Annotated in this window: 32 protein-coding genes; 19 read left to right on the top strand and 13 right to left on the bottom strand. The window is 63.2% G+C overall.

Going from position 1 to position 26,057, the window contains the following annotated elements:
* Nucleotides 1–113: 113 nt before the first annotated feature.
* Nucleotides 114–1,211 carry a hypothetical protein gene (locus NKJ94_RS07745; RefSeq protein ID WP_352524069.1) on the bottom strand — a complete coding sequence of 366 codons (1,098 nt, stop codon included), beginning with the start codon at nucleotides 1,209–1,211 and terminating at the stop codon, nucleotides 114–116.
* 212 nt (nucleotides 1,212–1,423) lie between these two features.
* On the opposite strand from NKJ94_RS07745, the gene NKJ94_RS07750 reads away from it, so the two are divergent.
* The 8 genes from NKJ94_RS07750 to NKJ94_RS07785 all read left to right on the top strand — a co-directional run bounded on the left by NKJ94_RS07750 (nucleotide 1,424) and on the right by NKJ94_RS07785 (nucleotide 11,136).
* The gene (locus tag NKJ94_RS07750) at nucleotides 1,424–1,648 is read left to right on the top strand and encodes a hypothetical protein (RefSeq protein ID WP_352524071.1); all 225 of its coding nucleotides are present in this window, start codon (nucleotides 1,424–1,426) and stop codon (nucleotides 1,646–1,648) included.
* Nucleotides 1,649–1,943: 295 nt separating this feature from the next.
* Nucleotides 1,944–4,439, top strand: coding sequence for a DNA ligase D (gene ligD, locus NKJ94_RS07755; RefSeq protein WP_352524072.1), 2,496 nt, complete (start codon nucleotides 1,944–1,946; stop codon nucleotides 4,437–4,439).
* A gap of 266 nt (nucleotides 4,440–4,705) precedes the next feature.
* On the top strand, nucleotides 4,706–5,620 hold the full coding sequence (ku, locus tag NKJ94_RS07760) for a non-homologous end joining protein Ku (RefSeq protein WP_352524073.1): 915 nt from the start codon (nucleotides 4,706–4,708) through the stop codon (nucleotides 5,618–5,620).
* Nucleotides 5,617–6,711 carry a tetratricopeptide repeat protein gene (locus NKJ94_RS07765; protein ID WP_352524074.1) on the top strand — a complete coding sequence of 365 codons (1,095 nt, stop codon included), beginning with the start codon at nucleotides 5,617–5,619 and terminating at the stop codon, nucleotides 6,709–6,711. Before ku ends, NKJ94_RS07765 begins: the two co-directional genes overlap by 4 nt.
* A 9-nt stretch (nucleotides 6,712–6,720) precedes the next feature.
* Nucleotides 6,721–7,395, top strand: coding sequence for a hypothetical protein (locus NKJ94_RS07770; RefSeq protein ID WP_352524076.1), 675 nt, complete (start codon nucleotides 6,721–6,723; stop codon nucleotides 7,393–7,395).
* Between the two features lie 217 nt (nucleotides 7,396–7,612).
* Complete coding sequence (locus NKJ94_RS07775; RefSeq protein WP_352524078.1) at nucleotides 7,613–8,257, top strand: alpha/beta hydrolase family protein; 645 nt, start codon at nucleotides 7,613–7,615, stop codon at nucleotides 8,255–8,257.
* Nucleotides 8,258–8,265: 8 nt separating this feature from the next.
* Nucleotides 8,266–9,036 carry an exodeoxyribonuclease III gene (locus NKJ94_RS07780; protein ID WP_352524209.1) on the top strand — a complete coding sequence of 257 codons (771 nt, stop codon included), beginning with the start codon at nucleotides 8,266–8,268 and terminating at the stop codon, nucleotides 9,034–9,036.
* A gap of 87 nt (nucleotides 9,037–9,123) precedes the next feature.
* Nucleotides 9,124–11,136: an amidase gene (locus NKJ94_RS07785; RefSeq protein ID WP_352524079.1), complete on the top strand. Its 2,013-nt coding sequence runs from the start codon at nucleotides 9,124–9,126 to the stop codon at nucleotides 11,134–11,136.
* Between the two features lie 174 nt (nucleotides 11,137–11,310).
* Here the strand turns inward: NKJ94_RS07785 and NKJ94_RS07790 are convergent, their stop codons facing one another.
* Together NKJ94_RS07790 and NKJ94_RS07795 are read right to left on the bottom strand one after the other, a co-directional pair.
* Nucleotides 11,311–11,718, bottom strand: coding sequence for a hypothetical protein (locus tag NKJ94_RS07790; protein WP_352524081.1), 408 nt, complete (start codon nucleotides 11,716–11,718; stop codon nucleotides 11,311–11,313).
* Nucleotides 11,694–12,104, bottom strand: a complete 411-nt coding sequence (locus tag NKJ94_RS07795; RefSeq protein ID WP_352524082.1) for a hypothetical protein — start codon at nucleotides 12,102–12,104, stop codon at nucleotides 11,694–11,696. Before NKJ94_RS07795 ends, NKJ94_RS07790 begins: the two co-directional genes overlap by 25 nt.
* Before the next feature lie 149 nt (nucleotides 12,105–12,253).
* On the opposite strand from NKJ94_RS07795, the gene NKJ94_RS07800 reads away from it, so the two are divergent.
* Together NKJ94_RS07800 and NKJ94_RS07805 are read left to right on the top strand one after the other, a co-directional pair.
* Nucleotides 12,254–12,805, top strand: a complete 552-nt coding sequence (locus NKJ94_RS07800) for an isochorismatase family protein (RefSeq protein WP_352524083.1) — start codon at nucleotides 12,254–12,256, stop codon at nucleotides 12,803–12,805.
* Nucleotides 12,806–12,967: 162 nt separating this feature from the next.
* Nucleotides 12,968–14,590 carry an ABC-F family ATP-binding cassette domain-containing protein gene (locus tag NKJ94_RS07805; protein WP_352524085.1) on the top strand — a complete coding sequence of 541 codons (1,623 nt, stop codon included), beginning with the start codon at nucleotides 12,968–12,970 and terminating at the stop codon, nucleotides 14,588–14,590.
* A gap of 59 nt (nucleotides 14,591–14,649) precedes the next feature.
* Here the strand turns inward: NKJ94_RS07805 and NKJ94_RS07810 are convergent, their stop codons facing one another.
* Nucleotides 14,650–15,081 (bottom strand): SAM-dependent methyltransferase, encoded by a 432-nt coding sequence (locus tag NKJ94_RS07810; RefSeq protein ID WP_352524086.1) that lies wholly within the window; start codon nucleotides 15,079–15,081, stop codon nucleotides 14,650–14,652.
* A gap of 435 nt (nucleotides 15,082–15,516) precedes the next feature.
* Here NKJ94_RS07810 and NKJ94_RS07815 point away from each other — a divergent pair, with 435 nt between their 5' ends.
* From NKJ94_RS07815 to NKJ94_RS07830, 4 genes are all read left to right on the top strand, one after another.
* Nucleotides 15,517–16,671, top strand: a complete 1,155-nt coding sequence (locus tag NKJ94_RS07815; protein ID WP_352524087.1) for a KamA family radical SAM protein — start codon at nucleotides 15,517–15,519, stop codon at nucleotides 16,669–16,671.
* Nucleotides 16,672–16,852: 181 nt separating this feature from the next.
* A complete protein-coding gene (locus NKJ94_RS07820; RefSeq protein ID WP_352524088.1) occupies nucleotides 16,853–17,104 on the top strand; it encodes an exopolysaccharide production repressor protein in 252 nt (83 codons plus the stop codon).
* 307 nt (nucleotides 17,105–17,411) lie between these two features.
* On the top strand, nucleotides 17,412–17,798 hold the full coding sequence (locus NKJ94_RS07825) for a hypothetical protein (RefSeq protein ID WP_352524089.1): 387 nt from the start codon (nucleotides 17,412–17,414) through the stop codon (nucleotides 17,796–17,798).
* A 33-nt stretch (nucleotides 17,799–17,831) separates the two neighbouring features.
* The gene (locus NKJ94_RS07830) at nucleotides 17,832–18,233 is read left to right on the top strand and encodes a hypothetical protein (protein WP_352524090.1); all 402 of its coding nucleotides are present in this window, start codon (nucleotides 17,832–17,834) and stop codon (nucleotides 18,231–18,233) included.
* Here NKJ94_RS07830 and yghU read toward each other — a convergent pair.
* On the bottom strand, nucleotides 18,230–19,117 hold the full coding sequence (gene yghU / locus NKJ94_RS07835) for a glutathione-dependent disulfide-bond oxidoreductase (protein WP_352524091.1): 888 nt from the start codon (nucleotides 19,115–19,117) through the stop codon (nucleotides 18,230–18,232). The genes NKJ94_RS07830 and yghU overlap by 4 nt on opposite strands.
* 292 nt (nucleotides 19,118–19,409) lie before the next feature.
* Between yghU and NKJ94_RS07840 the strand changes: the two genes are divergently transcribed.
* Nucleotides 19,410–20,315, top strand: a complete 906-nt coding sequence (locus tag NKJ94_RS07840; protein WP_352524093.1) for a S1C family serine protease — start codon at nucleotides 19,410–19,412, stop codon at nucleotides 20,313–20,315.
* A 15-nt stretch (nucleotides 20,316–20,330) separates the two neighbouring features.
* Here the strand turns inward: NKJ94_RS07840 and NKJ94_RS07845 are convergent, their stop codons facing one another.
* The 6 genes from NKJ94_RS07845 to NKJ94_RS07870 all read right to left on the bottom strand — a co-directional run bounded on the left by NKJ94_RS07845 (nucleotide 20,331) and on the right by NKJ94_RS07870 (nucleotide 22,275).
* A complete protein-coding gene (locus tag NKJ94_RS07845) occupies nucleotides 20,331–20,504 on the bottom strand; it encodes a hypothetical protein (RefSeq protein ID WP_352524094.1) in 174 nt (57 codons plus the stop codon).
* Nucleotides 20,501–20,941, bottom strand: coding sequence for a hypothetical protein (locus tag NKJ94_RS07850; RefSeq protein ID WP_352524095.1), 441 nt, complete (start codon nucleotides 20,939–20,941; stop codon nucleotides 20,501–20,503). The genes NKJ94_RS07845 and NKJ94_RS07850 overlap by 4 nt, the downstream gene beginning before the upstream one ends.
* Nucleotides 20,942–20,984: 43 nt before the next feature.
* On the bottom strand, nucleotides 20,985–21,182 hold the full coding sequence (locus NKJ94_RS07855) for a hypothetical protein (RefSeq protein WP_352524097.1): 198 nt from the start codon (nucleotides 21,180–21,182) through the stop codon (nucleotides 20,985–20,987).
* 225 nt (nucleotides 21,183–21,407) lie between these two features.
* Nucleotides 21,408–21,590, bottom strand: coding sequence for a DUF3606 domain-containing protein (locus tag NKJ94_RS07860; protein WP_023675702.1), 183 nt, complete (start codon nucleotides 21,588–21,590; stop codon nucleotides 21,408–21,410).
* Nucleotides 21,591–21,601: 11 nt separating this feature from the next.
* Entirely contained in the window at nucleotides 21,602–21,910 is a 309-nt protein-coding gene (locus NKJ94_RS07865) for a hypothetical protein (RefSeq protein ID WP_352524099.1), read from the bottom strand.
* On the bottom strand, nucleotides 21,907–22,275 hold the full coding sequence (locus NKJ94_RS07870; protein ID WP_352524100.1) for a hypothetical protein: 369 nt from the start codon (nucleotides 22,273–22,275) through the stop codon (nucleotides 21,907–21,909). The genes NKJ94_RS07865 and NKJ94_RS07870 overlap by 4 nt, the downstream gene beginning before the upstream one ends.
* Before the next feature lie 8 nt (nucleotides 22,276–22,283).
* Between NKJ94_RS07870 and NKJ94_RS07875 the strand changes: the two genes are divergently transcribed.
* Complete coding sequence (locus NKJ94_RS07875) at nucleotides 22,284–22,463, top strand: hypothetical protein (RefSeq protein WP_352524101.1); 180 nt, start codon at nucleotides 22,284–22,286, stop codon at nucleotides 22,461–22,463.
* Between the two features lie 109 nt (nucleotides 22,464–22,572).
* Nucleotides 22,573–23,532, top strand: a complete 960-nt coding sequence (locus tag NKJ94_RS07880; RefSeq protein WP_352524102.1) for a prohibitin family protein — start codon at nucleotides 22,573–22,575, stop codon at nucleotides 23,530–23,532.
* 26 nt (nucleotides 23,533–23,558) lie between these two features.
* On the opposite strand, the gene NKJ94_RS07885 is transcribed toward NKJ94_RS07880, so the two are convergent.
* Entirely contained in the window at nucleotides 23,559–24,032 is a 474-nt protein-coding gene (locus NKJ94_RS07885; protein WP_352524210.1) for an Lrp/AsnC family transcriptional regulator, read from the bottom strand.
* 157 nt (nucleotides 24,033–24,189) lie between these two features.
* On the opposite strand from NKJ94_RS07885, the gene NKJ94_RS07890 reads away from it, so the two are divergent.
* Nucleotides 24,190–24,942 carry a tryptophan 2,3-dioxygenase family protein gene (locus NKJ94_RS07890; RefSeq protein WP_352524103.1) on the top strand — a complete coding sequence of 251 codons (753 nt, stop codon included), beginning with the start codon at nucleotides 24,190–24,192 and terminating at the stop codon, nucleotides 24,940–24,942.
* A gap of 149 nt (nucleotides 24,943–25,091) precedes the next feature.
* Nucleotides 25,092–25,523, top strand: coding sequence for a DoxX family protein (locus NKJ94_RS07895; protein WP_352524104.1), 432 nt, complete (start codon nucleotides 25,092–25,094; stop codon nucleotides 25,521–25,523).
* A 40-nt stretch (nucleotides 25,524–25,563) separates the two neighbouring features.
* Here NKJ94_RS07895 and NKJ94_RS07900 read toward each other — a convergent pair whose 3' ends face one another.
* Nucleotides 25,564–25,869, bottom strand: coding sequence for a hypothetical protein (locus NKJ94_RS07900; RefSeq protein ID WP_352524105.1), 306 nt, complete (start codon nucleotides 25,867–25,869; stop codon nucleotides 25,564–25,566).
* Nucleotides 25,870–26,057 lie beyond the last annotated feature (188 nt).

Below are 26,057 nucleotides of genomic sequence, written 5' to 3' on the forward strand. Positions count from 1 at the left end.
GCGGATCTGTTTGCGCGAAAGCAGATGTGCTTCCCAGCAGGACAATAAAGGCGAGATGGCGAACAAAGCAACTGAGGTTCATATCAGGCTCCTGTTTTGCGCTACCTTACTAGTTACCGCCCGATTGCCACTTCGATAGTTCCGGGGCGGGGGAGTGAACCATCGTCCGCAAATGCGCGCTGGATGAGTGTAGCTTCCACAAGCCCAGCCGCTATACGCTCTGCGCTTGGTCGATCTTCATTATAAAAGTACATGACTTCGTTTGCCCGAGAGCTTGTGGGTGAATTGCCAGATTTTACGACGTCGAGCCCCTGGGCTCGCAGACTCCGCTCAAGGGTCGCCGCTCGTGTCCGCGCGGAATCGCGGTTACGCGCAAAGCGCAGAATGACTCGTGGAGTTGTATCTGGGGGCAGAACGATATCAGGCGATGTGCCGATGGTTGCGGTAGACTGAGGCTGAGACGACTCTTGAGGCTGAAATGCTTCAGCAAACTGCTTTTCAAGGCGATCCATCTGCTTTTCAAGGCGATCCATGCCGGCATGATTGTCCGTCGCCTGCCGCCGCAATTTCTCGATCTGAGCCACGAGCTCGGACCGCTGGCGATCGAGCGCATCCGGCGGAGGCGCCCGGGCGGCTTCGCTCACCTGCGTCCGCAGCTGCGCCAGCTCCGCGCGGTCGGCGGTCGCGTCCTGCCGCAGCTTTTCGATCTCGGCCACGAGCTCTGCCCGCTGGCGATCGAGCGTAACCGCATCCGGTGACGGTGCCCGGGCGGCTTCTCTCACCTGCGTCCGCAGCTGCGCCAGCTCCGCGCGGTCGGCGGTCGCCGCCTGCCGCAGCTTTTCGATCTGAGCCACGAGCTCGGACCGCTGGCGATCGAGTGCGGCCGCATCCGGTGACGGTGCCCGAGCGATGTCGCTCACCTGCGCTCGCAACTGCGCCAGCTCCGTGCGGTCGGCGGTCGCCGCCTGCCGCAGCTTCTTGATCTGAGCCGCAGTCGAGAGCGTAATTGTCGCGCCGACGATCAACATACTAGCCAAGAGTATTTTTTGCCAGTTGACCCGAAACCAGCCCCTGGATTTCAGCAACTCGGCGCCGCTTGCAGGTGGAACCGCAGCTTTGAGGCCAATGTCTGTCCGTTTTCCGTTCGTCAAAAAAGCGACCTCGGTCGGGGGCTTGCTATCCCGCGACGCCAATTGGAAGACGTGCACCACGAGCCTACGCATAAATTCGAGCTTTTAGCTTCATCCATTCGAGGGATGCTTCATCCAGTCCGGGGAAGTGTCACGTCCTGATATATGGACGTCGGGCACTATGCCCCGGCGGTCGTGGGACGCTCGCTCGCCGAAATTGACACGACACCCCGTCTCAGCCATCCTTGAGCCGGCCGTCTTGTCTTGCGGCTCTGCGTGTATGAGCAAATTGCATGGCCAGTTCCGCTACCAGCCAAAAATCCAAGCGCGCCGCGGTGCGCGAGGCGCTCGACCGCCACAAGGTCTACATCACCGCGCAGCGTTTTTCGGCCGGCAGCTACAGCGCGCGGGTGCTGGTCGACGGCGAGGCCTATTGGGTCGACGAATTCCGGCTCAGCCAGCTGCAGCAGGGCCTGTCGCCGGCCGAGCTCGAATTGACACCGGCCACCGACGATTGAGCGGCGTGACCTCCCATCCTTCGTCATCCCAGGGCGGAGCAGGAGCGAAGCGACGTCGCGGAGACCTTGGGATCCATGCCGCGATCTATGAGTGTTCCCGCGGTGCAGAATTGCTGGCGGGCGCGTAACGCCGATGACGAAATCACCCGTGTCCGGCCTGAGTTCTTCCCCGCTTTGCCTTACGGCAAATGTCACGGCATGGATCCCAGGGTCTCCGCTCCGCTTCGCGTTCGCTCCGCCCTGGGATGACGAAGCTGTGGCGGTCCGCATCTTCGCCAGCAGTTGCGCCTAGTCCATGACCGCCCCACCAAAACTCAAGGCCTATCGCGCCAAGCGCGAGTTCTCAAGGACGCCCGAACCCGCCGGCGGACCAATTGCCAGTGGAGGCAATCGTTTCGTCGTCCACAAGCATCACGCCACCGCCGATCACTACGATCTGCGCCTGCAGGTCGGCGACGTGCTGAAGAGTTGGGCGGTGCCGCGCGGCCCGTCGCTGAACCCCGCCGACAAAAGGTTGGCGGTCGAGACCGAGGACCATCCGCTCGAATATATCGACTTCGAAGGTGTCATTCCCGAAGGCGAATATGGCGGCGGGCCGATGATCGTCTGGGATACCGGCGTCTGGGCGCCGATGGACGATGTCGAGAAGAGCCTGCGCACCGGCTCCTTCAAGTTCCGGCTGGCCGGTGAGAAGCTCAATGGCGGCTGGATGCTGACGCGGCTGAAACCGAAGCCCGGCGAGGATGAAGCAAAGAAGAACTGGCTGCTGTTCAAGGAGCGTGATCTCGCCGCCGACGCCAAGCTCGACATATTGGAAGCCCGGCCGGAAAGCGTCAAATCCGGACGCCGCATCGAGGAGCTGGTGGCAGCGCCGAAGCCTGCCGCCAAACCTGTCAGGCCGGTGGTGCTGAAACCCGGCGCTTTGCCGGGCGCCGTCAAGGCGCCGCCGCCTTCCCGGATCGAGCCGCAGCTGGCTACGCAGGTTCCGAAGCCGCCGGGAGGTGAACACCCCGCGGAAAAAACACGCGAAGCCTGGCTGCACGAGATCAAGTTCGACGGCTACCGCACCATGGCGCATGTTTCCGACCGGAAGGTCAGGCTGATCACCCGCGCCGGCCTCGACTGGACGAAGCGCTATGGCGACCTGCCGCTTGCATTCGCCAGGCTGCCGTGCCGCGAGGCGATCATCGATGGCGAGGTCGTCGCGCTCGACGCCAAGGGCATCAGCCGCTTTGCCCTTTTGCAAGACGCGCTGGCCGAGGGCGCCGGCAACAAGCTCCATTTCTACGCGTTCGATCTTCTGTATCTCGACGGCTGGGACCTAAGACAAGCGCCGCTCCGCCGGCGCAAGGCGCTGCTTTCGCAACTGCTGTCCGGTCTCAGCGCCAACTCCGCCATCCAGCTCAGCGATCATGTCGAAGGCGACGGCCAGGCACTTTATGACCAGGCATCCGAGATGGGGCTCGAGGGTGTCGTCTCCAAGCGCGCCACGGCGGTCTACCAGAGCGGCCGTACCAAGACCTGGACCAAGACCAAGGCGCTCCAGACCGGCGACTTTGTCATCGCCGGCTACACCGTCTCCGATGCGGCAGAGGGGTTGGCCGCACTCGGCCTCGGCGAATTCGAAGACGGCGAGCTGCATTATCGCGGCAAGGTCGGCACCGGCTTCGATGCCGCGATAGCCGGCGAATTGCTGGCGCGGCTGGAGCCATTGGGGGCCGGTGCATCCGCGCCCGAAGGGGTTCCCCGCGAAATCATGCGCGAGATGAACTGGGTGCGGCCGCTGCTTTCGGCGCACATCCACTATGCCAACCGGACCACCGACAATGCGCTGCGCCATGCTGTGTTCCGCGGCCTGCGCGACGTCGGCCTGTCGACGCCGGTTTCGGCCAAGCGCAAGCGGCTGATCGCCGAGGCCGACCTCGCCACAATCTGGGTGACCAACCCGACGCGGCGGCTGTTCGGCAAGACCGGCCCGACCAAGCTCGACATTGCCGTCTATTACGCGCTGGTCGGCGATTTCATGCTGCCGCATATTCTCGGCCGCCCGGTGTCGCTGGTGCGGTGCCCGACCGGCAAGCCGCAGGACTGTTTCTTCCAGCGTCACGCCTTCACCGGCATGCCTTCCTCGGTGGCGACCTTCGATGCGACAAATTCCGAAGGCGAGACCAAATCCTATCTATCGGTCGAAGACGCCAAGGGCTATCTGGCGCTGGCGCAGTTCGGCGTCGTCGAGTTCCATACCTGGGGCACCCATCGCACGCGGCTCGACAAGCCCGATTTGATCGTCTTCGACCTCGACCCGGGCGAGGGGATCGCCTGGCGCGAGGTGGTCGAAGCGGCGGTGCATATCCGTGGCGAACTCGAGGCACTGGGGCTGGTGCCGTTCGCCAAGACTTCGGGCGGCAACGGCATCCACATCACCGTGCCGGTGACGCAAAAGCAGAACTGGAAGAAGCTGCACCAGGCGACCAGCGCCATCTCGACGCATCTCGCCGCCACCGCGCCCGACACCTTTACCACCACCATGGGCAAGGAAAACCGCAAGCGGCGCATCTTCATCGACTATCACCGCAACGCACGCGGCCACACTTCGGCGGCACCCTATTCGCTGCGCGCCCGCACCAATTTGCCGGCCTCGACGCCGGTCAGCTGGTCCGACCTGGAATCCATCGACGCTCCGCAGGATCTGAATTATTCTTCGCTGCCGGACCTTCTGGCGACGTCAGGCGATCCCTGGGCCGACATGGAAGATTTCGCCAGGGACTTGCCTGTGTTTTCGGGGCGGTAAACGCAGCGGCGCGAGATGACAGCCGTCGCGATCCCCTCTGTCCTGCCGGCATAGGATGCTTTTTCCCAACTCCATCGACGCTTCCTAAGATTTGAATTATTCTTGCCACCAGGCCCTCCGCCGACGCCTCAGCCGAGATAGAACATTTCGCTAGGGATTTGCCGGTATCCTGAGGGCCGATGTAGGATTTCGGCAGCCTCATTCGTCCTCCGGACGGAAGAACGCTGCGAACAGTTCGACAGCACACGGCCGCGTAGGAGTATTTCATGGCGCCCAGGGCAAGTTGGAAAGGTTACCTCAAGCTCAGTCTGGTCAGCTGTCCAGTCCGGCTCTATCCGGCGACCAGCGCCAGCGAACGCATCAGCTTCAACCAGCTGCACAAGAAGACGCACAACCGTATCAACATGAAGCCGGTCGATCCCGAACTCGGGCTGGTCGAGCGCTCGGACCTGGTCAAGGGCTATGAATACGAGGATAAGCAGTACATCATCATCGACGATGCCGATCTTGACGCAGTGCGCATCGAATCCAACCATACGATGAACATCGAGGCCTTTGTCGACGAGCATTCGGTCGACGTCATCTATCAGGACGCGCCCTATTACCTGGCACCGGATGGTGCAATGGCGGAAGAAACCTTCGCGGTGCTGCGCGAAGCGATGCGCAAATCCGGCAAGCTGGCGATCGCCCGCCTGGTGCTCTCCAGCCGCGAGCGGGTGGTGACGATCGGCGCACGCGAGAACGGCATGTTCGTCTGCACCTTGAGGAATCCGAACGAAGTGCGTGGCACGGCTGAATATTTCGGCAATATCCCGGCCGGAAACCCCGATCCGGAAATGCTGCAATTGGCTGAAGCGCTGATCAAGCAGAAGGAAACCACCTTCGACCCGAAGAATTACGAGGACCGCTACGAGATCGCGCTGATGACGATGATCCGCGAGAAGCTGAAGGGCCACAAGCCGATCATCGCGGCCGCCCCCGAGCGCGGCAATGTCATCAATCTGATGGATGCGCTGAAGGCGAGCCTGTCGCAATCGGCCAAGCCGCCGGCCAAGTCGAAGAGCAAGGCCGATGAGGCAGCCAAGCCTGCGGCGAAATCCGCCAAGGCCGGCGTCGGCGCGGCCAAGGAAAACCCGCTCAAGGCCAACCTTCTCAAAGCCGTCGGCAAGAGCAAGGCGTGACGGCTCTTGCCGGTACGGTCTTCGGCATCGTCGGCGCGCTGGCGGCTTTTCCGCTCAGGCTGGCGGCGCGCGAGGTAGAGCGCCAGCACGGCCAGTTGCGGCGCGGCGTCACCCGGCGCACCACGCATGTCGTGTTGGGCCGCATGTTGCTCGCCAAAGCCGTCGACGCCGAGATCGAGCGCCGCATTGCCGCGGAGCGCGAGGCCGGGCGCAAGCTGGTCAGCGAGAACGGGTTCCTGCGCCTGCTCGGACTTATGAAGGCACCGGAGGCTTCGGCGCTATCCCGGCAATCGCTCATCGACCAATCGCGGCTGGCCGCCGCCGATCTCGATCTTTTGTCGCTGTTCGACGCCTTCGAGCATGATGGCGAACCCTATTCCTTTCGCGATCTGATCCTCGCCCGCAAATATGCCGGTCTGATCGCCGGCGGCGCTTCGTGGGGAGCGATCGCGCGCTCGGTGCACCGCTCCGGCCCGGTCGCCTCGCTCACCGCCAAGTCGCTCAATGTCGGCTCGCAGCACGGGCGGGCCGACGCGATCTATCTCGAGGGCGGCCAGAGCGAACTCGACGGCCAGCTGCTGTTCGATTTGGGAACGCCGGATGACGACACGCTGGAAGAGCTGTTCGCCGATGCCGAGGCGGCGGAAGAGGCTGAAGACCACGAGCAGGCGGCCGCACTCTACCAGCGCTGCCTGGCCATTGACCCGAGCGATGCCATCGCCGCCTTCAACCGCGCCAACTGCCTGCGCGCCGCCGGGCACGCGGCCGAGGCGGCGCATGACTATGCCCGTGCGATAAAACTTGACTCGGGCTTCGTCGAGGCCTGGTTCAATCTGGCCGGGCTGATGAACGAACAGGGACGCGAGGCCTCGGCGCGCCGCCATTTGCTGAAGGCGATTTCGCTCGACCCGAACTATGCCGATGCGGTGTTCAACCTTGCGAGGCTCGAGTTCGACGCCGGCAATCTCGCCGAGGCGCGGCGCCGCTGGGTGCGCTATCTCGAGCTCGACGCCAATTCCGAATGGGCACGCATGGCGGCCAAGGGGATACAGTTCGTCGATTTGCAGATGGCGCAGAAATCGGCAGGGTGAGACTAAGACATGGTGGTCGACGCAAAGACCATTCGAGCACGAGTTATCGAAGAGCTCCATACGCGCCTTGGTGCGAGATGGTTGAAGCCAGACAGTGCCAAGCTTGCTGTCACGTCTGTCGGTAACCTCACCGATTTCAGTATCGAGCTTGATTGCTATACGGACCGCCGATATGGCGAATACGACTGCTCGATCGCAGCTGTCTTCAAGTGGAAGAAATTTGCCAAGCTATGGAAGGATTTTGACGCCTGGTACGAGGTCAAGGATCCGAGTTCGGCGCAGTTCAAGACCAAAAGCTCTCGACAACGGAGCCATCCATTTCTCAGGGTGGGTTTCGATGCCATTGACGGGAATTTTATCAGAGGTCGTGGCCCGTTTTGGGTGGCAAATGAAGGTGATCTGGATGCCTTCATAGGCCAGTGCACCGCCGATCTCGACGGCAGAGTTGGCGAATGGATCAAGAGATGGTTCATATGGGCGTCGGCGTTGGATGTCATGGACGGCAATTCGCAATTGTGCGGCTCATGGCGTGACACGGCATACTTCTGCCTGCTGGAACAAGTTCATGGGCGTGAGGTTGCTTGCAAATGGATAGGTGACATTGATGCGACTGGCTGGCCCGGATTGCTGGCCGCACAGGTTGAGTATCTTCAGCTACAGGTTTGCGGTGGGACCTCCGTATAAAAGGATCGCAATGGCCGCGCTTGAACACCCCCCTCTGTCCTGCCGGACATCTCCCCCGCAAGGGGGGAGATCGGCAGCTTCGGCGCCCCGCGTGCCTTTCAGCTTTGGTGGTTGGCGAAAACGCCGACGTCATCCAATCTCCCCCCTTGAGGGGGAGATGTCCGGCAGGACAGAGGGGGGTTGCGAAGGAACTCGGCCTTCATCTGCGGGCCACCCCATGACCACCTTCTTATTCGATGGCCCCGACACCGCCCCAATCACCATCCTACTCGCCCACGGCGCCGGGGCGCCGATGGATTCGCCCTCGATGACCGCCACGGCAAAAGCGCTCGCCGCAGCCGGCTTTCGCGTTGCGCGCTTCGAATTCCACTACATGGCGGCCCGCCGCTACGGCCATCGCAAGCCGCCGCCGCGCGCCGAGACGGTTAACCCGGAATATATCAAGGCAATCGCCGACCTCCGGGCCAAGGGCGTGAAGGGTTCGCTGATCATCGGCGGCAAGTCGATGGGCGGCCGCGTCGCCTCGATGGTCGCCGACGAGATGTTTTCCAAGGGCGAGATTTCGGGGCTGCTTTGTCTGGGCTATCCCTTCCATCCGCCGGGGAAACCGACGCAGCTTCGGACAAAACACCTTGCCGATCTCAGGACGCCGACATTGATCTTCCAGGGCACGCGCGACGAGTTCGGGACCAGGGACGAGGTCGCGACCTATGATCTTTCCGACGCAATCGAAATCCTCTGGCTGGAGGACGGCGACCACGATCTGAAGCCGCGCAAGAGCGTCTCCGGCTTCTCCACCGCCGATCATTTGAAGACGCTGGCCGAAGCAGTGAAAGCGTGGACCGGGCGCGTCGCTCGCTGACCAGCCCGATGAAGATCGCCACCTTCAACGTCAACAACATCAACAGCCGGCTGCCAAACCTGCTCGCATGGCTGGCTGCCGCCAAGCCCGACATCGTCTGCCTGCAGGAGTTGAAGGCCAGGCAGACGCAGTTTCCGCGCTCGGCGCTGGCGGCGGCGGGGTACGGGGCAGTTTGGGTCGGGCAGCCGACCTGGAACGGCGTCGCGATACTCGCGCGGGGTTCAGAACCCGTTCTGACCCGCGAGGCGCTGCCCGGCGACGACAGCGATCAGCAGGCGCGCTATATCGAGGCGGCGGTCAACGGCATCGTCGTCGCCTGCCTCTACGCGCCGAACGGCAACCCGCAACCCGGCCCGAAATTCCAGTACAAGCTGGCGTGGCACGACAGGCTGGAGACGCATGCGGCGCAGTTGCTCGACACCGACCTGCCCGTGGTGCTGGCCGGCGACTACAACATCGTGCCCGAGCCGCGCGACATCTACCCGACGCGCTCCTACGACGACAATGCGCTGGTGCAGCCGGAAAGCCGGGCATCGTTTCAGCGGCTGCTCGACCAGGGCTGGCTTGATGCGCTGCGCAAGAAGCACCCGACGGAGACGCTCTACACATTCTGGGACTATCGCCGCAACCGCTGGCCGCGCGATGCCGGCCTGCGCCTGGACCATATATTGCTCAGCAAGAAGCTGTCGCGCCGGCTGACAGCGGCGGGTATCGACCGCGACGTGCGTGGCGAAACCGGCGCCAGCGATCACGCGCCGGTCTGGGCGGAGTTGCGGTGAGAGCCGTCACGGCCGCCTTTGCAAAACCCCTTTACGGCATCGGTTTTTGAGGCCAATACCGCCTGAAGACTAAGCGTTGGGCGCAGCATGACTGATCTCCACATCGTCGAAGCGTCGATCGCAGAGCTGAGGCAAGCGCTGGAGGCGGGCACCGTCACCAGCGTCGAACTGGTTGGCGCCTGCCTGCGCAGGATTGCTCACTATGATCGGCATGGCATCACCCTCAATGCCGTTCCTGTGCTGAATCCAAAGATGTTCGAGGACGCCGCCGCGTCCGACCAGCGCCGCAGGAGCGGCGCAACCCTCGGGCCGCTGGACGGCATCCCCTATACCGCCAAGGACAGCTACAAGGTGAAGGGCATGACGGTGGCGGCCGGCTCGCCGGCCTTCGAACATCTCATCGCCAACGAGGACGCCTTCACCATCGCGCGGCTGCGGGCAGGCGGCGCGGTGCTGATCGGGCTGACCAACATGCCGCCGATGGCCAATGGCGGCATGCAGCGCGGCGTCTATGGCCGCGCCGAAAGCCCGTACAATGCGGATTATCTGACTGCGGCCTTCGCCTCGGGCTCGTCCAACGGTTCGGGCACCGCAACGGCGGCGAGCTTCGCCGCCTTCGGGCTCGGCGAGGAGACGTGGTCGTCGGGCCGGGCACCGGCCTCGAACAATGCGCTGGTCGCCTATACGCCGTCGCGCGGCGTCATTTCGGTGCGGGGCAACTGGCCGCTGGTGCCGACCATGGACGTGGTGGTGCCGCATACGCGCAGCGTGCCCGATATGCTCGAACTGCTCGACGTGATCGTCGCCGATGATCCTGAAACCAGAGGCGATTTCTGGCGTGCACAGCCCTGGGTGGCGCTGCCGAGGAGCTCGGCCGTGCGGCCGCCACGCTATACCGGGCTCAAGCTCGAAGGGTCGCTCAACGGTATGCGGCTTGGCGTGCCCCGCATGTATATCGGTCGCGACACGGAGACTGACGTTCCGATCCAGACCCGTGCATCGGTGCTTGAGCTGTGGCAGCAAGCGGCGGCGGATCTCAGGCTGCTCTGCGCAAGCGTAGTCGAGGTCGATTTTCCCGTCGTCTCGAATTACGAGCGCGACCGGCCAGCGGCAAAAACCATGGTCGAGCGCGAGCTGGTGCCGCAGGGATTCGCCGAGCGCGAGATCTGGGACTTGTGCATCTTCGCCTGGGACGATTTCTTGCGCGCAAATGCCGACCCAACCATTCCCGATCTCGCATCGGCGGATGGTCCGAGAATCTTTCCGCAGCCGCCGGGCACGCTGCCGGACCGCTATGGCGACAGTTTCGAATTGGCGGAGTATGTCGAACGGGGCAAGCGCGGCGTCACGCCATTCGAAGACATTCCCGAGCTGGAGGCCGGCCTGAAGGGTCTTGAGGCGACGCGAAAACTCGATTTCGACGACTGGCTCGACGATCAAGGGTTTGACGCCGTGGTGTTTCCTGCCGTTGCCGATGTCGGGCCGGCCGATGCTGATATCAACGAGGCCTCCGCTGCCCTTGCCTGGCGCAACGGCACCTGGGTCGCCAACGGCAATCTAGTGCCACGCCATCTCGGCATTCCGACCGTTACCGTGCCGATGGGCACGATGGCCGATATCGGCATGCCGGTCGGGCTGACCTTCGCCGGCAAGGCCTATGACGACACGAGGCTGCTGCGGCTGGCCGGCGACTTCGAGCGTTTTGGCCAGCGCCGCAGCCGCCCGCCGCGCACGCCGGAGCTTGCGGATGACGTCTTTGCTGCCCGGCTCAGCGGCATCAGGCCCGGCGCGGCAGCGCTGACCGTCACACTTGCCGCCGAAACGCGCCATTCGGGTGATCTGGACGAGATAGCAATCACGCTTGATGTGCATGGCGAGGCCGGAGCCGAGACGAGCGTGAACGTCCACGTCAACGGCGAGCCTGTTGCCATGCAGCGGAGCGGCGCGCGCTTCACCGGACGGGCAGTCGTACCGGTTAACGAGCATGAGAAGGTCCATAGCGTCTGGCGCGGCTCCTACGGTTCGATCGTCACTGCCATCGTGCGGCTCGAGGACGGGCGCACCGCTGGAGGTTATGCCGTGACGGGTGGGATTGGGTGAGGGGCAGAGGCTGCGATCTCCCCGCGTTCGTCATCCTCGGGCCTGACCCAGGGCTTGACCCGAGGATCCATGCCGCAACGCTGTCGGGAACGCGTCAGTGTAGATTCCAGGTCTCGCGACGTCGCCTCGCTCCTGCCGCTCTGAATGACGAGGCAAGTGGCCTCTGCTCGGCTGTCACAACAGCGCTGTTTCCTCCTCCGTCTCTGCCCTTTGCCAAGGTCCATCCTTGTGTCGCCATGCACACCAGCCAAGCGGCAGGTCACTAAGCTCACGAAGCGAGCCGTCGATGTCGATCATCTTCGCCAAGCCGACCAGGACAGCATCAGCAATGTCGGCGCCGGCATTTAGGTTAAGGAACTGCCATTGCCCGTCGTCCTCGTCATGCGTGACATAGTCTATGTCGTGGTGCCCCCCGATAATCTTGCGAGTTGTAATGACCGCAACGTTCGGAGGGTCGGCGAAAGGCCAGTTGGGTTCTGGAATGGTCATCTTCGAGTCCTCAAAGGCTAGCTCGCCTGAAGCAAATATTTGCATCGGTCCGTTGCGGAAGTTTCCTCTTATGAAGGCAACGAAGCCAGCCATTCATCCCAAAACTCCTGTTGTAGGTGGACGAAGACCGGCATCACGTCGTAGCCGTCGGCAAATATGTTGACCAAATCAGTCTTTTGCGGAAGCTGCCCCATTTTCACCTTGCAGGCGATCAATCCGCGGCTCATCTCGATCGTCGCTCCTTCGGGATAAACATTCCCGCTTGCGCCATAACAAAAGGGCAGCAGGCCATCGACTTCGAGTTGCTGGCGGATCTGGAACAAGGCTTCGAAATAGTCGTCCTCCTCGGCCTCGATCACCTTGTCACGGTAGCTGCAGGTGAGGTGGCAGGCGGTTTCGGATGAGCGCAAGGTGAACACCGCTTGCTCGTCACCGCCCGTGCCTCCGCCGATCAGGAATACAGTATGTTCTTCCTTCATAGCGTCACCCCCATTGCCAGTAGCGGGCGATGCTAGCGCTGCCGCAGGCGGATTTCCACATATCTCGAAGTCCAGCCACTTGCCGTCGCCGTGCGCGTCATCATGGGTCCTAATCCTTGATCAGCTCCGCCTTCGTGCTATAAAAAACCATGTCAAGGACCAGCCCCGCAGCCACCGCACCGCTCATCGTGATCGACCTCCAGACCGGCATGTTCGACGGCGTCGCCGAGCCGCCGATCCATGATGCCAACGGCATGGTCGCCCGCACCCGCGCGCTGGTCGAATGGGCACGGCGCGGCGGGCGCAAGATCGCCTTCGTCAGGCATGACGGGCCGGCAGGCGATCCGCTGGCGCCGGGCCAGCCGGGCTGGCCGGTGTGGCCGGCGCTCGGCCAGGCCGAGGACGAGCCGACTTTCGCCAAGCGTGTCGGCGACGCGTTCAGCAATGCCGCGCTTGCAGAATGGGTGGCCGGGCAGGGCGCCGGCGAGGTCGTTCTCATCGGCGCGCAGACCGATTTTTGCGTGGCGGCCACGGTGAAGGATGCCTTTGCAGCGGGCTTGGGTGTCACCGTGGTTTCCGACGCCCACAGCACGCTCGACACCGCCAGCGAGACTGCCGCGGAGATCATCGCCCGGCACAATGCCACATTTGCCGCCGCCGGGGTCAAACTGGCGACGACAAAAGCCCTGACCGATGGCTGATCCGCCGGCTCATCCCCGTGCCACCGGGGTCTAATTCAACCGGGAAGAAACTGGCGGGTTCAGACAATTTGGCACGGGCACCTTCGTGACTTGTGGGCTTTCGCGAGCGCGGCCTATCGCGTATTGGCGCGGGGAACTCCCTTAGGCATTTCCCGGAAAACCATGATTCGTCTCGAAAACATCGGCAAGCAGAACGGTCGCCAGATCGTCTTCATCGAAGCCTCCGCCGCGTTGCAGAGAGGCGAGAAGGTCGGGCTGGTCGGCCCCAATGGCGCCGGCAAGACGACGCTGTTTCGCATGATCAACGGTGAGGAGCAGCCTGACGAAGGCCAGGTCTCGGTCGATCGCGGCGTCACCATCGGTTATTTCAGCCAGGATGTCGGCGATATGGCCGGCCGCAGTGCCGTCGCCGAAGTGATGGACGGCGCCGGGCCGGTCAGCGAAGTGGCGGCCGAGATGCGGGAGCTTGAAGCCGCCATGGGTGATCCCGATCGCGCCGACGAGATGGACGAGATCATCGCCCGCTACGGCGAGGCGCAGCACCGCTTCGAGGAGCTCGACGGCTACGCGCTAGACGGGCGCGCCCGCGAGGTGCTCGACGGGCTCGGCTTCAGCCAGGAGATGATGGACGGCGACGTCGGCAAACTGTCCGGCGGCTGGAAGATGCGCGTGGCGCTGGCCAGAATTCTGTTGATGCGGCCCGACGCCATGCTGCTCGACGAACCGAGCAACCATCTCGACCTCGAAAGCCTGATCTGGCTGGAGCAGTTCCTGAAAGGCTATGACGGCGCGCTGCTGATGACCTCGCACGACCGCGAGTTCATGAACCGCATCGTCAACAAGGTGGTCGAGATCGACGGCGGTTCGCTGACCGCTTACTCCGGCAACTACGAATTCTACCAGCAGCAGCGGGCGATTGCCGACAGGCAGCAGCAGGCGCAGTTCGAGCGCCAGCAGGCGATGCTGGCCAAGGAGATCGCCTTCATCGAGCGCTTCAAGGCGCGCGCCTCGCATGCCGCCCAGGTGCAGAGCCGGGTGAAGAAGCTGGAGAAGATCGACCGCGTCGAGCCGCCCAAGCGCCGTCAGAAGGTGTCGTTCGACTTCCAGCCGGCGCCGCGCTGCGGTGAGGACGTGGTGACGCTGAAGAACGTGCACAAGGGCTATGGCAGCCGCTCGATCTACGAGGGATTGGATTTTCAGGTGCGCCGCCGCGAGCGCTGGTGTGTCATGGGCATCAACGGCGCCGGCAAGTCGACGCTGTTGAAGCTGGTGGCCGGCGCGTCCGAGCCGGACAATGGCACGGTGGCGCGCGGCCCGAGCGTCAAGATGGGCTATTTCGCCCAGCACGCCATGGAAGTGCTGGAAGGCGAACGCACCGTGTTCCAGACGCTGGAAGACGCGTTTCCGCAGGCCGGCCAGGCGCCGCTGCGCGCGCTGGCCGGCTGCTTCGGCTTTTCCGGCGATGAGATCGAGAAGAAATGCCGGGTACTGTCGGGCGGCGAGAAGGCGCGGCTGGTGATGGCACTGATGCTGTTCGATCCGCCCAATTTGCTGGTGCTGGACGAGCCGACCAACCATCTCGACATCGCCACCAAGGAGATGCTGATCACGGCGCTGTCGCAATATGAAGGCACCATGCTGTTCGTCTCGCACGACCGCTATTTCTTGGCGGCCCTGTCGAACCGGGTGCTGGAACTGACGCCCGAGGGCATTCATACCTATGGCGGCGGCTATACGGAGTATGTCGAGCGCACCGGGCAGGAGGCGCCGGGGTTGAGGAGCTGAGGCGCGGCTCTGCCGCTGTCACCTAAGCGCTCGATTCCGGAAGCGAAAGCACGAGGTGCTCAGCCGTGTATCGCAATCTCGCGCAGCGGATCGCCGCCATCGATGAACAGCCGGCCTTGCGCGGCCAACACGCCGCCGAGCCGTCGCAGGGCGATTTTTCCCGCTTCGGGATGACGCCCGTCCAGCGCGCCGACGCGCACCGCAACGGCTATGTCGAAGCGCTTCTCGTCCGCCTCCAATTCGAAATCCTCGATGGCGATTTGGCGAAGGCTCAGCCGGCCTGCCGCAATCTCGGCTTGCGAGGCGGCCCGGGCCTGCGCGATGGCCTTGGCCGAGCGGTCGATTGCCAGCACGTGCCCGCCGCCGATCCGTCGCGCGATCTCGCGCGCCGCGGCACCCGGTCCGCAGCCGATCTCCAGCACCCGCATGCCCTGCCGCAAAGGCAGGGCATCGACGATCGCCAAGAGCCTTGGCGACAAGTCGTTCGCCATTCCCGCTTTTCCAGCTTCGCGATCGGAGATTAGCGACCGCGGCGGCCGAGGGGAAGGCCAATACCTGAGGGACGCGGGCAGCGCAGATATGTTCACCGGGTCGAGAAGGGGGCACGATCGACATCGAAGAGGACTGGTTGGTCGCCTCAACTGCGGCGGCCGAGCGGCCCGGCGTCGTTGGCCTGAGGGGTGAGGGCGGGACTGGCGCCGAGCCTAACCGGTTGGGGGGTAGATCACCGGCCATTTAGGTATATACGCCCAAGCTAATGTAAGCGCAAGCTAATGTTTTGGGTTAGCGATTTCCAGCGGTTGCTCTGATCTGTAGATGTTTCAGGCGGCCGCTTCGTGGCCGCGCGCTGACCGGCCCAACACCGTTTACTGCCTTCAAGTCCTGGCTCCAATGCTGTATCCAGCCCCGAATTCATGGAGCCCTCGATGACCTCACATCTCGACATCCCAGACGCCAGCATGGCTGTCGATGCGGCCGGCATGGCGGCCGATGACGAGCGCACCCACGAGGCGGATGCCGCATGGCAGGACGATGTTCGCGAGGGTGTGCGGCATGTGCGCGATCTGGATTCCCTGCCGCTGTCGCCAGCCGAGCGCGCCGCGGCGGAAGCTGCGGCCACGCGCCACAAGGTTCGCATCCCTAAAGCCTATCTCGACCTGATCGACTGGAGCGACCCCGCCGATCCTATCCGGCTTCAGGTCATCCCGTCGCCTGATGAGCTGGCGGAGCAGGAAGGCGAGCTCGACGATCCGATCGCCGACCACGTCTTCAGTCCGGTGCCGAGATTGACACATCGACATGCCGACCGGGTTCTCTTGTTTCCGACCTATCAATGCGCGGTCTATTGCCGGTTCTGCTTTCGCAAGGAGCAGCTGACGTCGATCGGCCGCGGCTATACGCGCGAGGCTCTCGATGAAGCCTTCGCCTATATCGCGGCCCATCCGGAAATTCGCGAGGTGATCCTGACCGGCGGCGACCCACTGTCCTTGCCGGACAGAGCGCTGGCGGAAATCCACGGCCGCGTCGAGGCAATCCAGCATGTGCGACTGTTGCGCATCCACACCCGCGTGCCCGTCGCGCTGCCGTCGCGCGTCACCACCGGGATGGTTCAAGCCTTGCAGGGCCGGCTGATGGTCACAGTCGTCACCCATTTCAACCATCCGCGCGAGATCACTGACGCCACCGAGCAGGCCTGCCTTACTCTAAGGCAGGGCGGCTTCGTGCTGCTGAACCAGAGCGTCCTGCTGAAAGGTGTGAACGACACAGTCGAGGTGCTGGAAGAGCTGTGCCGCGAGCTGATGTATCGCCTCGGTGTGAAACCCTATTACCTGCATCACGGCGACCTCGCGCGCGGCATGGCGCACCGGCGCACTACGATTGCCGAGGGCCGGGCACTGGCCGGAGCCTTGCGCGCGCGCCTGTCGGGCATCTGCAACCCCGTCTATGTGCTGGACCTGCCGGACGGCGGAGGGAAAGTGCCGCTCGGCCCATCCTATCTCGAGGCGCGGGAGGGGGAGACGTGGCGGATCCGTGGGCTTGATGGGGTTGTGAGGGGATATAGAGAGGTGGTTGGGGAGTAGGAGGACCTGCGCAGCCGCCGGCAAGCCCGCCCGCCCTGGGTCACGTGACGGAAGCATGCATTAACCGCTGCTCCATTTGGTGCTTGCGCAAGCGCTGAAATGGTGAAAACGTTGGTTCGGGGTAATGGGTTAGGGGAGTTCGTCCCGGCTGCTGCAAGGTCCGGGGCGGCGTAGAAAAGTCATGAACTTTCCACAGTTCCTGGTGGGGCTGACCACCACGTCGTCCATCGTGGCGATCTCGACTTACTTTGCAACGGGTTCAATCTGGAAGGCGCTGGCCTGGACGATCTTGACCTTGATCGTTATGCAGGTTGGATATTTCCTGTTCGTCGTCCGGTTGATCTACAGATCCGGGGCGAAAGACGCCGAGGCAAATCCGCGACGCATGAGGGCTGTGCCGCCGAAGCGTCGAGGTCGCGTTCAGCTTAGGTAATAACTCCCATATAGATATCATGGTCTAGACAGGACATGTTCGGTTCTGGGAATGTGCATTGGACGTTCCGCTAGTTTAGCCAACTAATATATATCGCCCAACTCATATCGCCGGTTTTGGGCCAGCGGGAAAACCTGCCTGCTGCTTGTACGACCGTGCCTGAGGCGGCATTTTACAACCGGCTGGCAAAGGTCCTTTTGCTGATGTCAGCCTGTAAATCCGGCCGGTGTTTCGATGGGGCGTTGAGGCTATAAAGCCGTTCAACCGGGCGGCATCGAGATGCACGTCGGCCGGTCGAAGAGGGATTATGGTCATCGACGGAACGCCAAACGTGATCTTGCTGATCGGCAGCGCGCCCGATGTGGTGCGCTGCGAGGCCTGGCCCAAGCAGGCCTTCGGCAAGATCGTCGCCATCAACAATGCCTGGCGCGTGCGCCCCGACTGGGACTTCCTCGTCCATGCCGGCGATTTCCCGGCGGAGCGGATGCCGCAAGGCGATCCCCTGCAGCAGGCGCAGATCTTCAGCGCCTCGCATTACGTGCCGGCGCAAAACAGCTTTGGCGGCTTCGTCTACGCCGGCGGTACCATGTCGATGACGGCGGCCTACTGGACGATCCACAGCCAGAAGCCCGACGTGCTGGCATTCCTTGGCTGCGACATGATCTACGACCAGCCCGGCAACACGCATTTTTAAGGCATCGGCCGGGCCGACCCGCTGCGCAACGACGTGACGCTGCGCAACCTCGAGGCGAAGTCGGCCCGCCTGCTCATCCATGCGCTCCGGCGCGACTGCGTGTGCGTCAACCTATCCGACCGGCCGCGCAGCCGGCTGATCTTCCCGCGGCTGATGCTCGACGAGCTCGGCGCGCTTTCTCCCTCGCGAATATCGGAAATGAAGGCGGAGATGCTTGCCGGCCTGCGGCTCGATCAAGCGGAAGAAGCCGACAGGATCGAGAAGGAACTCGGCTATTTCTTCGAGGACGGCAGGTACTGGAAGCACCTCGACAAGCTCGACGAGACGTTCCTGGCCGATATCGACCGGCTGTGGATGGCAGCGGTCGGCCTGAGCGGTCGGCCGAAGCTGCCGATCTCCCCCTCAAGGGAGGAGATCGGCGCGGCATCCGCTTAGCTTTTGGCCGCCTCGAGCTTGTCTTGGGTCTTCGTCTCGAAATCGCTGGCGTCATGGCGCTCGTGCAGCTGCATCGAAGGCTCGCCGAAGGTGCGGTTGACCATGCGCCCGCGCTTGACCGCCGGCCGTGCGTCGATCGCGTCAGCCCAGCGCTGCACGTTCTCGTACTCCTCCACCTGCAAGAACTCGCCGGAATCATCGTACATGCGGCCCTTGGCTAGCCCGCCATACCAAGGCCACACCGCGATGTCGGCAATCGTGTAGTCGCTGCCGCCGAGATACTCGCTTTCGGCCAGGCGCCGGTCGAGCACGTCCATCTGCCGCTTGGTCTCCATGGCGAAGCGGTCGATGGCGTATTCGATCTTCGTCGGCGCATAGGCGTAGAAATGGCCGAAGCCGCCGCCGAGATAGGGCGCCGAGCCCATCTGCCAGAACAGCCATGACAGGGTTTCGGCGCGAGCCGGTTGCTCTGTCGGCAGGAATTCGCCGAATTTTTCGGCGAGATAGAGCAGGATTGAACCGGATTCGAAGATGCGGATCGGCTTTGGTCCGCTGCGGTCCATCATGGCCGGGATCTTGGAGTTGGGATTGACCTCGACGAAGCCGCTGCCGAACTGGTCGCCGTCATTGATCCTGATCGGCCAGGCGTCGTATTCGGCGCCGCTGTGGCCGAGCGCCAGAAGCTCCTCCAGCATGATCGTCACCTTAACGCCGTTCGGCGTCGCCAGCGAATAAAGCTGCAGCGGATGCTTGCCGACCGGCAGTTCCTTGTCATGCGTCGGACCGGCGATCGGCCGGTTGATGCTGGCGAAAGCGCCGCCATTTGCCTTGTTCCAGGTCCAGACTTTTGGCGGCGTGTATTGGTCCGTTGTGTAGTCGTTCATTTTGGGAGGCCCTTGGATTGGAAGAATTGGGGGTTGGGAGGATTGGGGTTTGGTAGGGTTGGGGAGGATCTTGGGATTATCAACTTGGGTGATGGAGGAGGAACTTTGCATAGGGCAGCATTGGATAGCCGTAGGTACAGATAGGGCGGCCGGCGCTGTTGCAAAACCCCGGCGTGAACGGCGCGGCGCCGACCCGGCCTCCCACACCAAAGCCGGCGCCGCCTCTTGCGCCTGGTCACCTGCGCCATACCTATAGCCATATCAGCCTGCGAACGTTGCCAGGAACGAAAGCATGAATATCGAACCCCTTTTGCGGTCCATCGTGGCGGTCCGCGCCACCGTTCCCGACGACGCCTTCACGGCAGAGGCGCTGGGCACCCGCCGCGAGGGCAGCGGTGTGGTCATCGGCGGCGATGGGCTGGTGCTCACCATCGGCTATCTCATCACCGAGGCCGAGGAGGTCTGGCTGGCCGACCAGGACGGGCGCGTGGTGCCCGCCCATGCGCTTGCCTACGATCAGGAATCGGGCTTCGGCCTGGTCCAGGCGCTGGCACCGCTCGGGCTGCCCGCCATTGCCCTCGGTGATGCGTCCAGGGCGAAGATCGGCGATCCCGTCGTGCTCGCCGACGGCGTCGGCCGCTCGGTGCGGGCGCAGATCGTCACCAAGCAGGAATTCGCCGGTTATTGGGAATATCTGCTCGACGAAGCGATCTTCACGGCGCCGGCCCACCCCTCATGGGGCGGCGCCGGCCTCATCGGCGCCGATGGCAGGCTGCTCGGCATCGGTTCGCTGCGCCTGCAGATGAGCCGCAACGGCGAAGTCGCCGACATCAACATGGTGGTGCCGATCGATCTTCTGCCGCCTATCCTCGACGATCTCCTGACGCGCGGCCAGGTCGCCAGGCCGCCGCGGCCGTGGCTCGGCGCCTTCTCGGCCGAGAGCGACGGCAAGGTCGTGGTGATGAGCGTCGCCGAGGGCGGCCCGGCCGCCCAGGCGGGCCTGCGCCAAGGCGACGTCATCTCGGATGTCCGCGACGCGGCGGTCGACGGGCTCGCCGATTTTTATCGCAAGCTGTGGAAGAGCGGCCCGGCGGGCGCCGAGATCCCGCTCCGGGTGCTGCGCGACGGTCGCGAAACCTGGCTGCGCGTCAAATCGGCCGACCGCAACAGCCTGCTGTGGAAGCCGCCGCTGCAGTGAGGCAGCCGAAACTTGTCACTCTCCGCAAGCGCTGAAGCCAGTGCCTGGGGTCCACGCCGCGAACGGGATGACCTTGCCTTCGACCGACACGGTCGCATGCCTGGTGGTGCCGTCCGCTAGCTTCTTGCTGCTTTTGCCCTTGCCGGTCAGCACATTGTAGTCGCAGTCGCCGGCAACATTGTCGTTCATGTAGTCCAATACTCGTAGGCAAAACCGGCGACGACGAAGGCGCCGTTGCGCCAGGCGATTGTCAGCGTCTTGTTGGTCCGCTCGCTGCCGATCTCCATCGCCGGAATATAGAGCTTGATCGAACCGTTGGGGAGCGCGGTGAGTTCGGGCTCGGTGTCGGATGCGGCGGGGCCTGGCCGGTCGTAATCCTTCCATTCACCGTAAATCTGTTCATGCACGACCTCGGCAGGTTTTAGAAAATTGCCGTCGCGGTCCTTGAGGAAAAAATACAGGTCCATGGGATGGCCGGGCTCGGTCTCGACGATCATCGCCAGATCGATGGCGCCGTCGCCGTTCCAGTCGCCGGTCGCCGCCGTGATGATCTTCTGGGTCTCGATCGGCTCCGCCAGGGCGGCGGCCGGCAGCAGCAAGACCAGACCGAATGTTAGGGACCGCATGTAAACTCCCCCGAGTAAGGCAGCCCTGAGATGCAAATGCTTCTTATGAGGCCCGGCTCTGCCGCGTCTCGGAATGGCTTGTCTCGTTGAGCAGCCGGCAGAGCGAAACCGCTTCACGACGGCTCAGGCCGATCAGCGCGATTTGCGAAAATTGCGCCGGCAGATCGTGAACGATGTCCCACACCATCCATCGGCCGTTCGGCTCCATGACACATTCGTAGCGCAATAGTTGTTCCTGCATCCGACCCCCCGGCTTTGCTCATCGGACTGGTACAGTGTCGAGGTAAATGAGTTGTTGCGCTGCGGTGGTATTCCGCGGCTATCGAAATCGGGCGTTGAATCCCGCAGCGGCGAGCCCGACAGGCAGCGGGCCGGCGACTTCGGCCAGGCCGACGGGTGCGGATCTCTCGACAAGGCGGCAGGGCAGGGCTTCTGGCGTGAACGGCGCCGGCCGCGCAAAGGCGGATCAGGCGTTGCGGCTCGCCATATGCGCGTCGAGCTTCCTCCGCGATGGTCCGTAACGCTTGATGATGGTCGCGGCCTCGCTTTGCGGTATGCCGTATTTCCGGGCAAAGGCAGCGACCTCGTAAGGCTCTTCGCCGGAGACCAGTTTGCGATCCTGCTTGGTCTTGGATTTGTCGTCGGCCATGGCGTCCTCCATCACATCTGGTCGTTATAGGGCTCCTTGGTCCGGCCGACCATCCTGGCCAGTTCGGCAAAGGACGGCACGCCGGTTTCGCCCTGGGCATTGTTGGCCGCCTGCAGCAGCCTGAGAGGGAAGCAGACGGCGTCGCGGTTGGATGGCGACATGTCTTCATAAAGGCGCTCGTCGCCGGTCATCACCGCCTCGGCCCGGCGCAACGCCATGTCGACCTCGTCGACCGATAACAGGCCCTTATGGACCAGCGCGTTGTTGACAGCCGCGATCGCCATCATCAGTCCTTCGAGCTGGAGATTGGCGACGTTCATCGTCTTGCGTCCTTGCCGGGCTTCTTGGCGGTGGTCTTGCCGTCTGGCCGGATCGCTGCGCGCGGCGGGTTCTGACCCTCCGAATGCCGGGTCTTGTCGTCGAAATCGTCAGCCGGCCTAGTCAATCCCATGCCGCCGGGAGGCGGCTTGTTGCCGGCCGCATCCTGCGAGAATTCGTCGGCCGCGTCGGGGCTCGTCTTTGCCGGATATTTCCTCGCTCCGGTCTCGTAGCGGTTCTGGTCGTCGGCCATGTCCTGTGCTCCGGTTGCAATGAGCTGATAACTTTCAGGCGGCGGCAGCGGTTCCGTGGCGAAATCGACCTTGCCGGTGCCGAAGCCTTCGCAATCTGTTGGGTTTTCGTGCATTCTTGCGCATGCCAACGATGCTTCGCCCCGACGCGCCGGCAAAATGCTGCTCCTACTGCGGTGGGCGCGACCACAATTACGAGGATTGCCCGAAGCGCAAAAGCGATGCCGAACGGCAGAAGGACGCGCCTGGCAACGCGTACCAGCCCGGCGCTGCGGCTGGAGGGGAAATCCGCCAGCCGGCCTGAACCACCCCGCCGGTCCGACAGGCCAAAGACCCTTGTATGTCCGGAGGATTGCAATGCCGCCATTATTGTGGGCAAAGCAGCACGGGCAATCAAGTTAGGGGTAGGGGCAATGACCGACATGCAAGGCAATTCGAACCGTCCGCAGGGCAGGCCGGTGGTGGCATCGCGCCCGATCGGTTCCGGCCTGATCGCACTCGTCATCGTGGCGCTGGGCGTGTTTGCGCTCATGGGATCCTGGTACACGATCGACCAGGGCGACCGCGGCGTGCTCTTGACCAACGGGGCGCTGAGTTCGGTCGTCGATCCCGGACTGCATTTCAAGCTGCCGTGGTTGCAGCGCGTCGAGAAGATCAGCCTGCGCCAGCAGGTGCTCAAATGGGGCTGCGAGAACCAGAACGATTGCAGCGGCCTGCCGGCCATGCAGGCCTATTCGCGCGACCAGCAGCCAGCCGATATGCGCGTCACCGTCAACTTCCACGTACCGGCGGCCGAAGTCAGCAACGTCTACACCAATTATGGGTCGATCGAGGCATTGGCCGACCGCATCATCGCCAGGAAGGCACCGCAGGAGATCAAGACGGTGTTCGGCCAGTACGACGCGGTGTCGGTGATCCAGAACCGGGCGAAGTTCAACAAGGATGTCGCCGACGCCATCTCGGCGGTAACCGACGGTCCGGTGATGATCGACAGCGTGCAGGTCGAGAACATCGACTTCTCCGACGCCTACGAGCAGGCGGTCGAAGCCAGGATGACGGCGCAGGTCGAGGTGCAGAAGCAGGAACAGAACCTGCAGCAGGAAAAGATCAAGGCCGACATCGCCGTCACCCAGGCCAAAGGCCGCGCCGACAGCGTCAAGGCCGAAGCCGAGGCCAGCGCCTACAAGACCAGGATCGAAGGCGAGGCGACGGCAGAAGCCATCAAGGCCCGCGCCGCGTCACTCGCCAACAATCCGCTGCTGGTCGAACTGACGAAGGCGGAGAAATGGGACGGGGAGTTGCCGAAGTCGATGATCCCGGGCTCGACCGTGCCGTTCCTCGAACTCAGCACCCCGGCCGCAGCATCGAACTGAGGCCGGCGAAGGGGCCGAACTGGCGTCTAGCCCGTCTTCCGCGTATGCCCGACGGCATTGGCGAACGAGATGCCGCCCTTGATCTCGCGCATCGCCATCGAGGTGATCGTGCGCCGCACGCCGGGCAGCCGGCTGAGCTCCTCGCGCAGCATCCTGTCCAGCGCCATCATGTCGACGGTGACGATCTGCAGAAGATAGTCGGCCTCGCCGGTGGTGGCGTGGCAGCGGCGGATCAGCGGATGCTTTTGCACCGCGGCTTCGAAGGCGTCTGAAAGCTCGAAATCGATCGACACCTGAATGAAGGCCTCGATGCCGAAGCCGAGTTTAGCCGGGTCGATCCGGGTCGAGTAGCCGCGGATGACGCCGGCGTCCTCCAGCGCCTTGACCCGCTTCCAGCACGGCGTCTTGCTCAGGCCGACCTCGTCGGCAAGCACGGCAAAGGAGATGCGGGCATCGCGTTCGAGCGCCGCGACGATCTTCCGGTCGACCGCATCCAGCATCATTCGTTCTTCCAATCTGCTCCAGAGTCAGTTTTCGTCCTTCGTTTCCCGCCAATCGAATAACAGAAAGGGACAATGTTCGGCAAGAAAGCGATTAGACTCGGACTGGGATCCAACAAGCGCCTGCGGCCCAACGGCCGCGGCAAGGAGCATGGCCATGGACAAGCAGGACTACTATGCCCGCATCGAAACGCCTGAGATGCGCGACTATGGTGTCTACCTCAAATGCGACAGGCTGCTCGCCTGCCAGAAGCCGCTGGCCGAGATGGTCAATGCCGACGAGCTGCAGTTCCAGATCGTGCATCAGGTCGAGGAGCTGTGGATGAAGCTTATCGCCTATACGCTGGTCGACGTCGTCGATTTCCTGGAAAGGCAGGACACGCATCGCGTCGTTACGCTGATGGGGCGCGTACACCGCCTGATGCGGCTGATGACGGCGCAGCTCGACCTGCTCGAATCCATGTCGCCCAAGGAGTACCAGCAGATCCGGCTGCAGCTCGGCAATGGCAGCGGCCAGGAATCGCCGGGCTTCAAACAGCTGTTGCGTCTGCCGCCCGATCTGTGGCGGGCCTTCAAGGCGTCGTATCTCGACGGCCGCGGCCTTTCGGTCGAGGACGTCTACGATACCGGCTACGATCACGGCGACAGCTATGTCGTCGCCGAAGCGCTGATCGAGTTCGACGAGTTGTTCCAGAAATTCCGCGCCAACCACCTTTACCTCATCCACCGCACCATCGGCCTCGGCGCGAAATCGCTGAAGGGCAGGCCGGTCGAATTGCTGGAGGCCGGCGCCCGCCACCGCTTCTTCCCGGAGCTCTGGGACATACGCTGGGCGATGACCGATCGCTGGGGCAGCCAGTATGGAACGGTTCGGGAGCCGATCAGCCAGCCGGGAGCAAAGGTGGGGTAGCACAACCTTCCTTCTCCGCTTGTGGGAGAAGGGAAGGCGCCACTTTGGTGCCGGCGCTTGTATCTCTCAGGTTTTTCGGGGGATGATGTCGGGCTTGCGGCTGGTGGTGCGTCCTTGGGGCACAACCATCGCAACTCTGGGAGGACATCATGACCTTGGAAACCGCTCAATCATCCGTTCAGTCGCCGTGGCAGACCGCGGCAATCCTCATCGGCCGCCTGATCTTCGCCGCCGTGTTCCTGATGGCCGTGATCTTCAAATTCATCGATATGGGCGCCACCGCCGGCTATATCGCGGCGGCCGGATTTCCGTTTCCGCTGTTCCTGGCCTGGTGCGCGGCCCTGCTTGAGGTCGTCCTCGTTCTCTGCTTCCTGACCGGCGCCTTCTTCTCATGGGCAGCACTCGTCGCCGCCGCCTATGTGCTGTTCCTCGGCTTTGCCTTCCACGGGCCGTCGCACTGGGCCGGCAACCAGGCCGAGTTCGGCTTCTTCGTCGATCACTTCACCTTCCTGGCCGGGCTGCTGTTTGCCGCCGTGCATGGGCCGGGTCGCGTGCTGGCGCTGAAGCTTGGCAGCGCCTGATGCCAAGCTTGCTGCCCGGCGATCATCCTCGATCGCTGCCTCACATCCGGTCGTCGTAGGTTTCCTTTATCTGGCCGACCATGCGAGCCAGCTTCGAGAATGACGGCATGTCCGTTTCCGGCTGACACTGATTGGCCAGTTCCAGCAACCGGATGGGGAAGTTGACAGCGTCGCGGCTCGACGCCGACATGCCCTCGGAGCGTTCCTCGTTGATCTCGCTGGCTTCGGCCTTGCGCAAAGCGATGTCGATGTCCTCAACCGAGACCACGCCCTTGCGGACCAGGACCTGGTTGATCGATGCGACGGCCATCAGGAGGCCTTCAAGTTGCAGATTGGCGACGTTCATGGTTTTCGCTCCCATTTGCTAGGGCCAAAACGCGCGAGCGCCTGTTCTGATCCAGACTGCGGCTGCTCCCCGGCCGGTGAGATGCCAGGGAAAATGGTGGCGAGGGACCGCCAATCGCCGAAGCTGCGTTTCCTCGCCCTACGAAGTGGGTGGCGGGTAAGCCGAGGCGGTGGAGGGAATTCGTATTT

Source organism: Mesorhizobium sp. M0060, assembly GCF_040323155.1.
In the GTDB taxonomy this organism is placed as follows: domain Bacteria; phylum Pseudomonadota; class Alphaproteobacteria; order Rhizobiales; family Rhizobiaceae; genus Mesorhizobium.

Bases quoted from the DNA above. Each gene is read 5' to 3' on its own strand.
- ligD (WP_352524072.1), top strand. From the start codon at position 1,944: ATGACCGCCCCACCAAAACTCAAGGCCTATCGCGCCAAGCGCGAGTTC.
- NKJ94_RS07805 (WP_352524085.1), top strand. From the start codon at position 12,968: ATGATTCGTCTCGAAAACATCGGCAAGCAGAACGGTCGCCAGATCGTC.
- NKJ94_RS07750 (WP_352524071.1), top strand. From the start codon at position 1,424: ATGGCCAGTTCCGCTACCAGCCAAAAATCCAAGCGCGCCGCGGTGCGC.
- NKJ94_RS07895 (WP_352524104.1), top strand. From the start codon at position 25,092: ATGACCTTGGAAACCGCTCAATCATCCGTTCAGTCGCCGTGGCAGACC.
- NKJ94_RS07855 (WP_352524097.1), bottom strand. From the start codon at position 21,182: ATGCAGGAACAACTATTGCGCTACGAATGTGTCATGGAGCCGAACGGC.
- NKJ94_RS07770 (WP_352524076.1), top strand. From the start codon at position 6,721: ATGGTGGTCGACGCAAAGACCATTCGAGCACGAGTTATCGAAGAGCTC.
- NKJ94_RS07825 (WP_352524089.1), top strand. From the start codon at position 17,412: ATGGTCATCGACGGAACGCCAAACGTGATCTTGCTGATCGGCAGCGCG.
- NKJ94_RS07785 (WP_352524079.1), top strand. From the start codon at position 9,124: ATGACTGATCTCCACATCGTCGAAGCGTCGATCGCAGAGCTGAGGCAA.
- NKJ94_RS07815 (WP_352524087.1), top strand. From the start codon at position 15,517: ATGACCTCACATCTCGACATCCCAGACGCCAGCATGGCTGTCGATGCG.
- NKJ94_RS07880 (WP_352524102.1), top strand. From the start codon at position 22,573: ATGACCGACATGCAAGGCAATTCGAACCGTCCGCAGGGCAGGCCGGTG.
- NKJ94_RS07875 (WP_352524101.1), top strand. From the start codon at position 22,284: ATGCCAACGATGCTTCGCCCCGACGCGCCGGCAAAATGCTGCTCCTAC.
- NKJ94_RS07775 (WP_352524078.1), top strand. From the start codon at position 7,613: ATGACCACCTTCTTATTCGATGGCCCCGACACCGCCCCAATCACCATC.
- ku (WP_352524073.1), top strand. From the start codon at position 4,706: ATGGCGCCCAGGGCAAGTTGGAAAGGTTACCTCAAGCTCAGTCTGGTC.
- NKJ94_RS07780 (WP_352524209.1), top strand. From the start codon at position 8,266: ATGAAGATCGCCACCTTCAACGTCAACAACATCAACAGCCGGCTGCCA.
- NKJ94_RS07870 (WP_352524100.1), bottom strand. From the start codon at position 22,275: ATGCACGAAAACCCAACAGATTGCGAAGGCTTCGGCACCGGCAAGGTC.
- NKJ94_RS07865 (WP_352524099.1), bottom strand. From the start codon at position 21,910: ATGAACGTCGCCAATCTCCAGCTCGAAGGACTGATGATGGCGATCGCG.
- NKJ94_RS07795 (WP_352524082.1), bottom strand. From the start codon at position 12,104: ATGAAGGAAGAACATACTGTATTCCTGATCGGCGGAGGCACGGGCGGT.
- NKJ94_RS07790 (WP_352524081.1), bottom strand. From the start codon at position 11,718: ATGGCTGGCTTCGTTGCCTTCATAAGAGGAAACTTCCGCAACGGACCG.
- NKJ94_RS07890 (WP_352524103.1), top strand. From the start codon at position 24,190: ATGGACAAGCAGGACTACTATGCCCGCATCGAAACGCCTGAGATGCGC.
- NKJ94_RS07800 (WP_352524083.1), top strand. From the start codon at position 12,254: ATGTCAAGGACCAGCCCCGCAGCCACCGCACCGCTCATCGTGATCGAC.
- yghU (WP_352524091.1), bottom strand. From the start codon at position 19,117: ATGAACGACTACACAACGGACCAATACACGCCGCCAAAAGTCTGGACC.
- NKJ94_RS07845 (WP_352524094.1), bottom strand. From the start codon at position 20,504: ATGAACGACAATGTTGCCGGCGACTGCGACTACAATGTGCTGACCGGC.
- NKJ94_RS07840 (WP_352524093.1), top strand. From the start codon at position 19,410: ATGAATATCGAACCCCTTTTGCGGTCCATCGTGGCGGTCCGCGCCACC.
- NKJ94_RS07850 (WP_352524095.1), bottom strand. From the start codon at position 20,941: ATGCGGTCCCTAACATTCGGTCTGGTCTTGCTGCTGCCGGCCGCCGCC.
- NKJ94_RS07900 (WP_352524105.1), bottom strand. From the start codon at position 25,869: ATGAACGTCGCCAATCTGCAACTTGAAGGCCTCCTGATGGCCGTCGCA.
- NKJ94_RS07860 (WP_023675702.1), bottom strand. From the start codon at position 21,590: ATGGCCGACGACAAATCCAAGACCAAGCAGGATCGCAAACTGGTCTCC.
- NKJ94_RS07885 (WP_352524210.1), bottom strand. From the start codon at position 24,032: ATGCTGGATGCGGTCGACCGGAAGATCGTCGCGGCGCTCGAACGCGAT.
- NKJ94_RS07810 (WP_352524086.1), bottom strand. From the start codon at position 15,081: ATGGCGAACGACTTGTCGCCAAGGCTCTTGGCGATCGTCGATGCCCTG.
- NKJ94_RS07820 (WP_352524088.1), top strand. From the start codon at position 16,853: ATGAACTTTCCACAGTTCCTGGTGGGGCTGACCACCACGTCGTCCATC.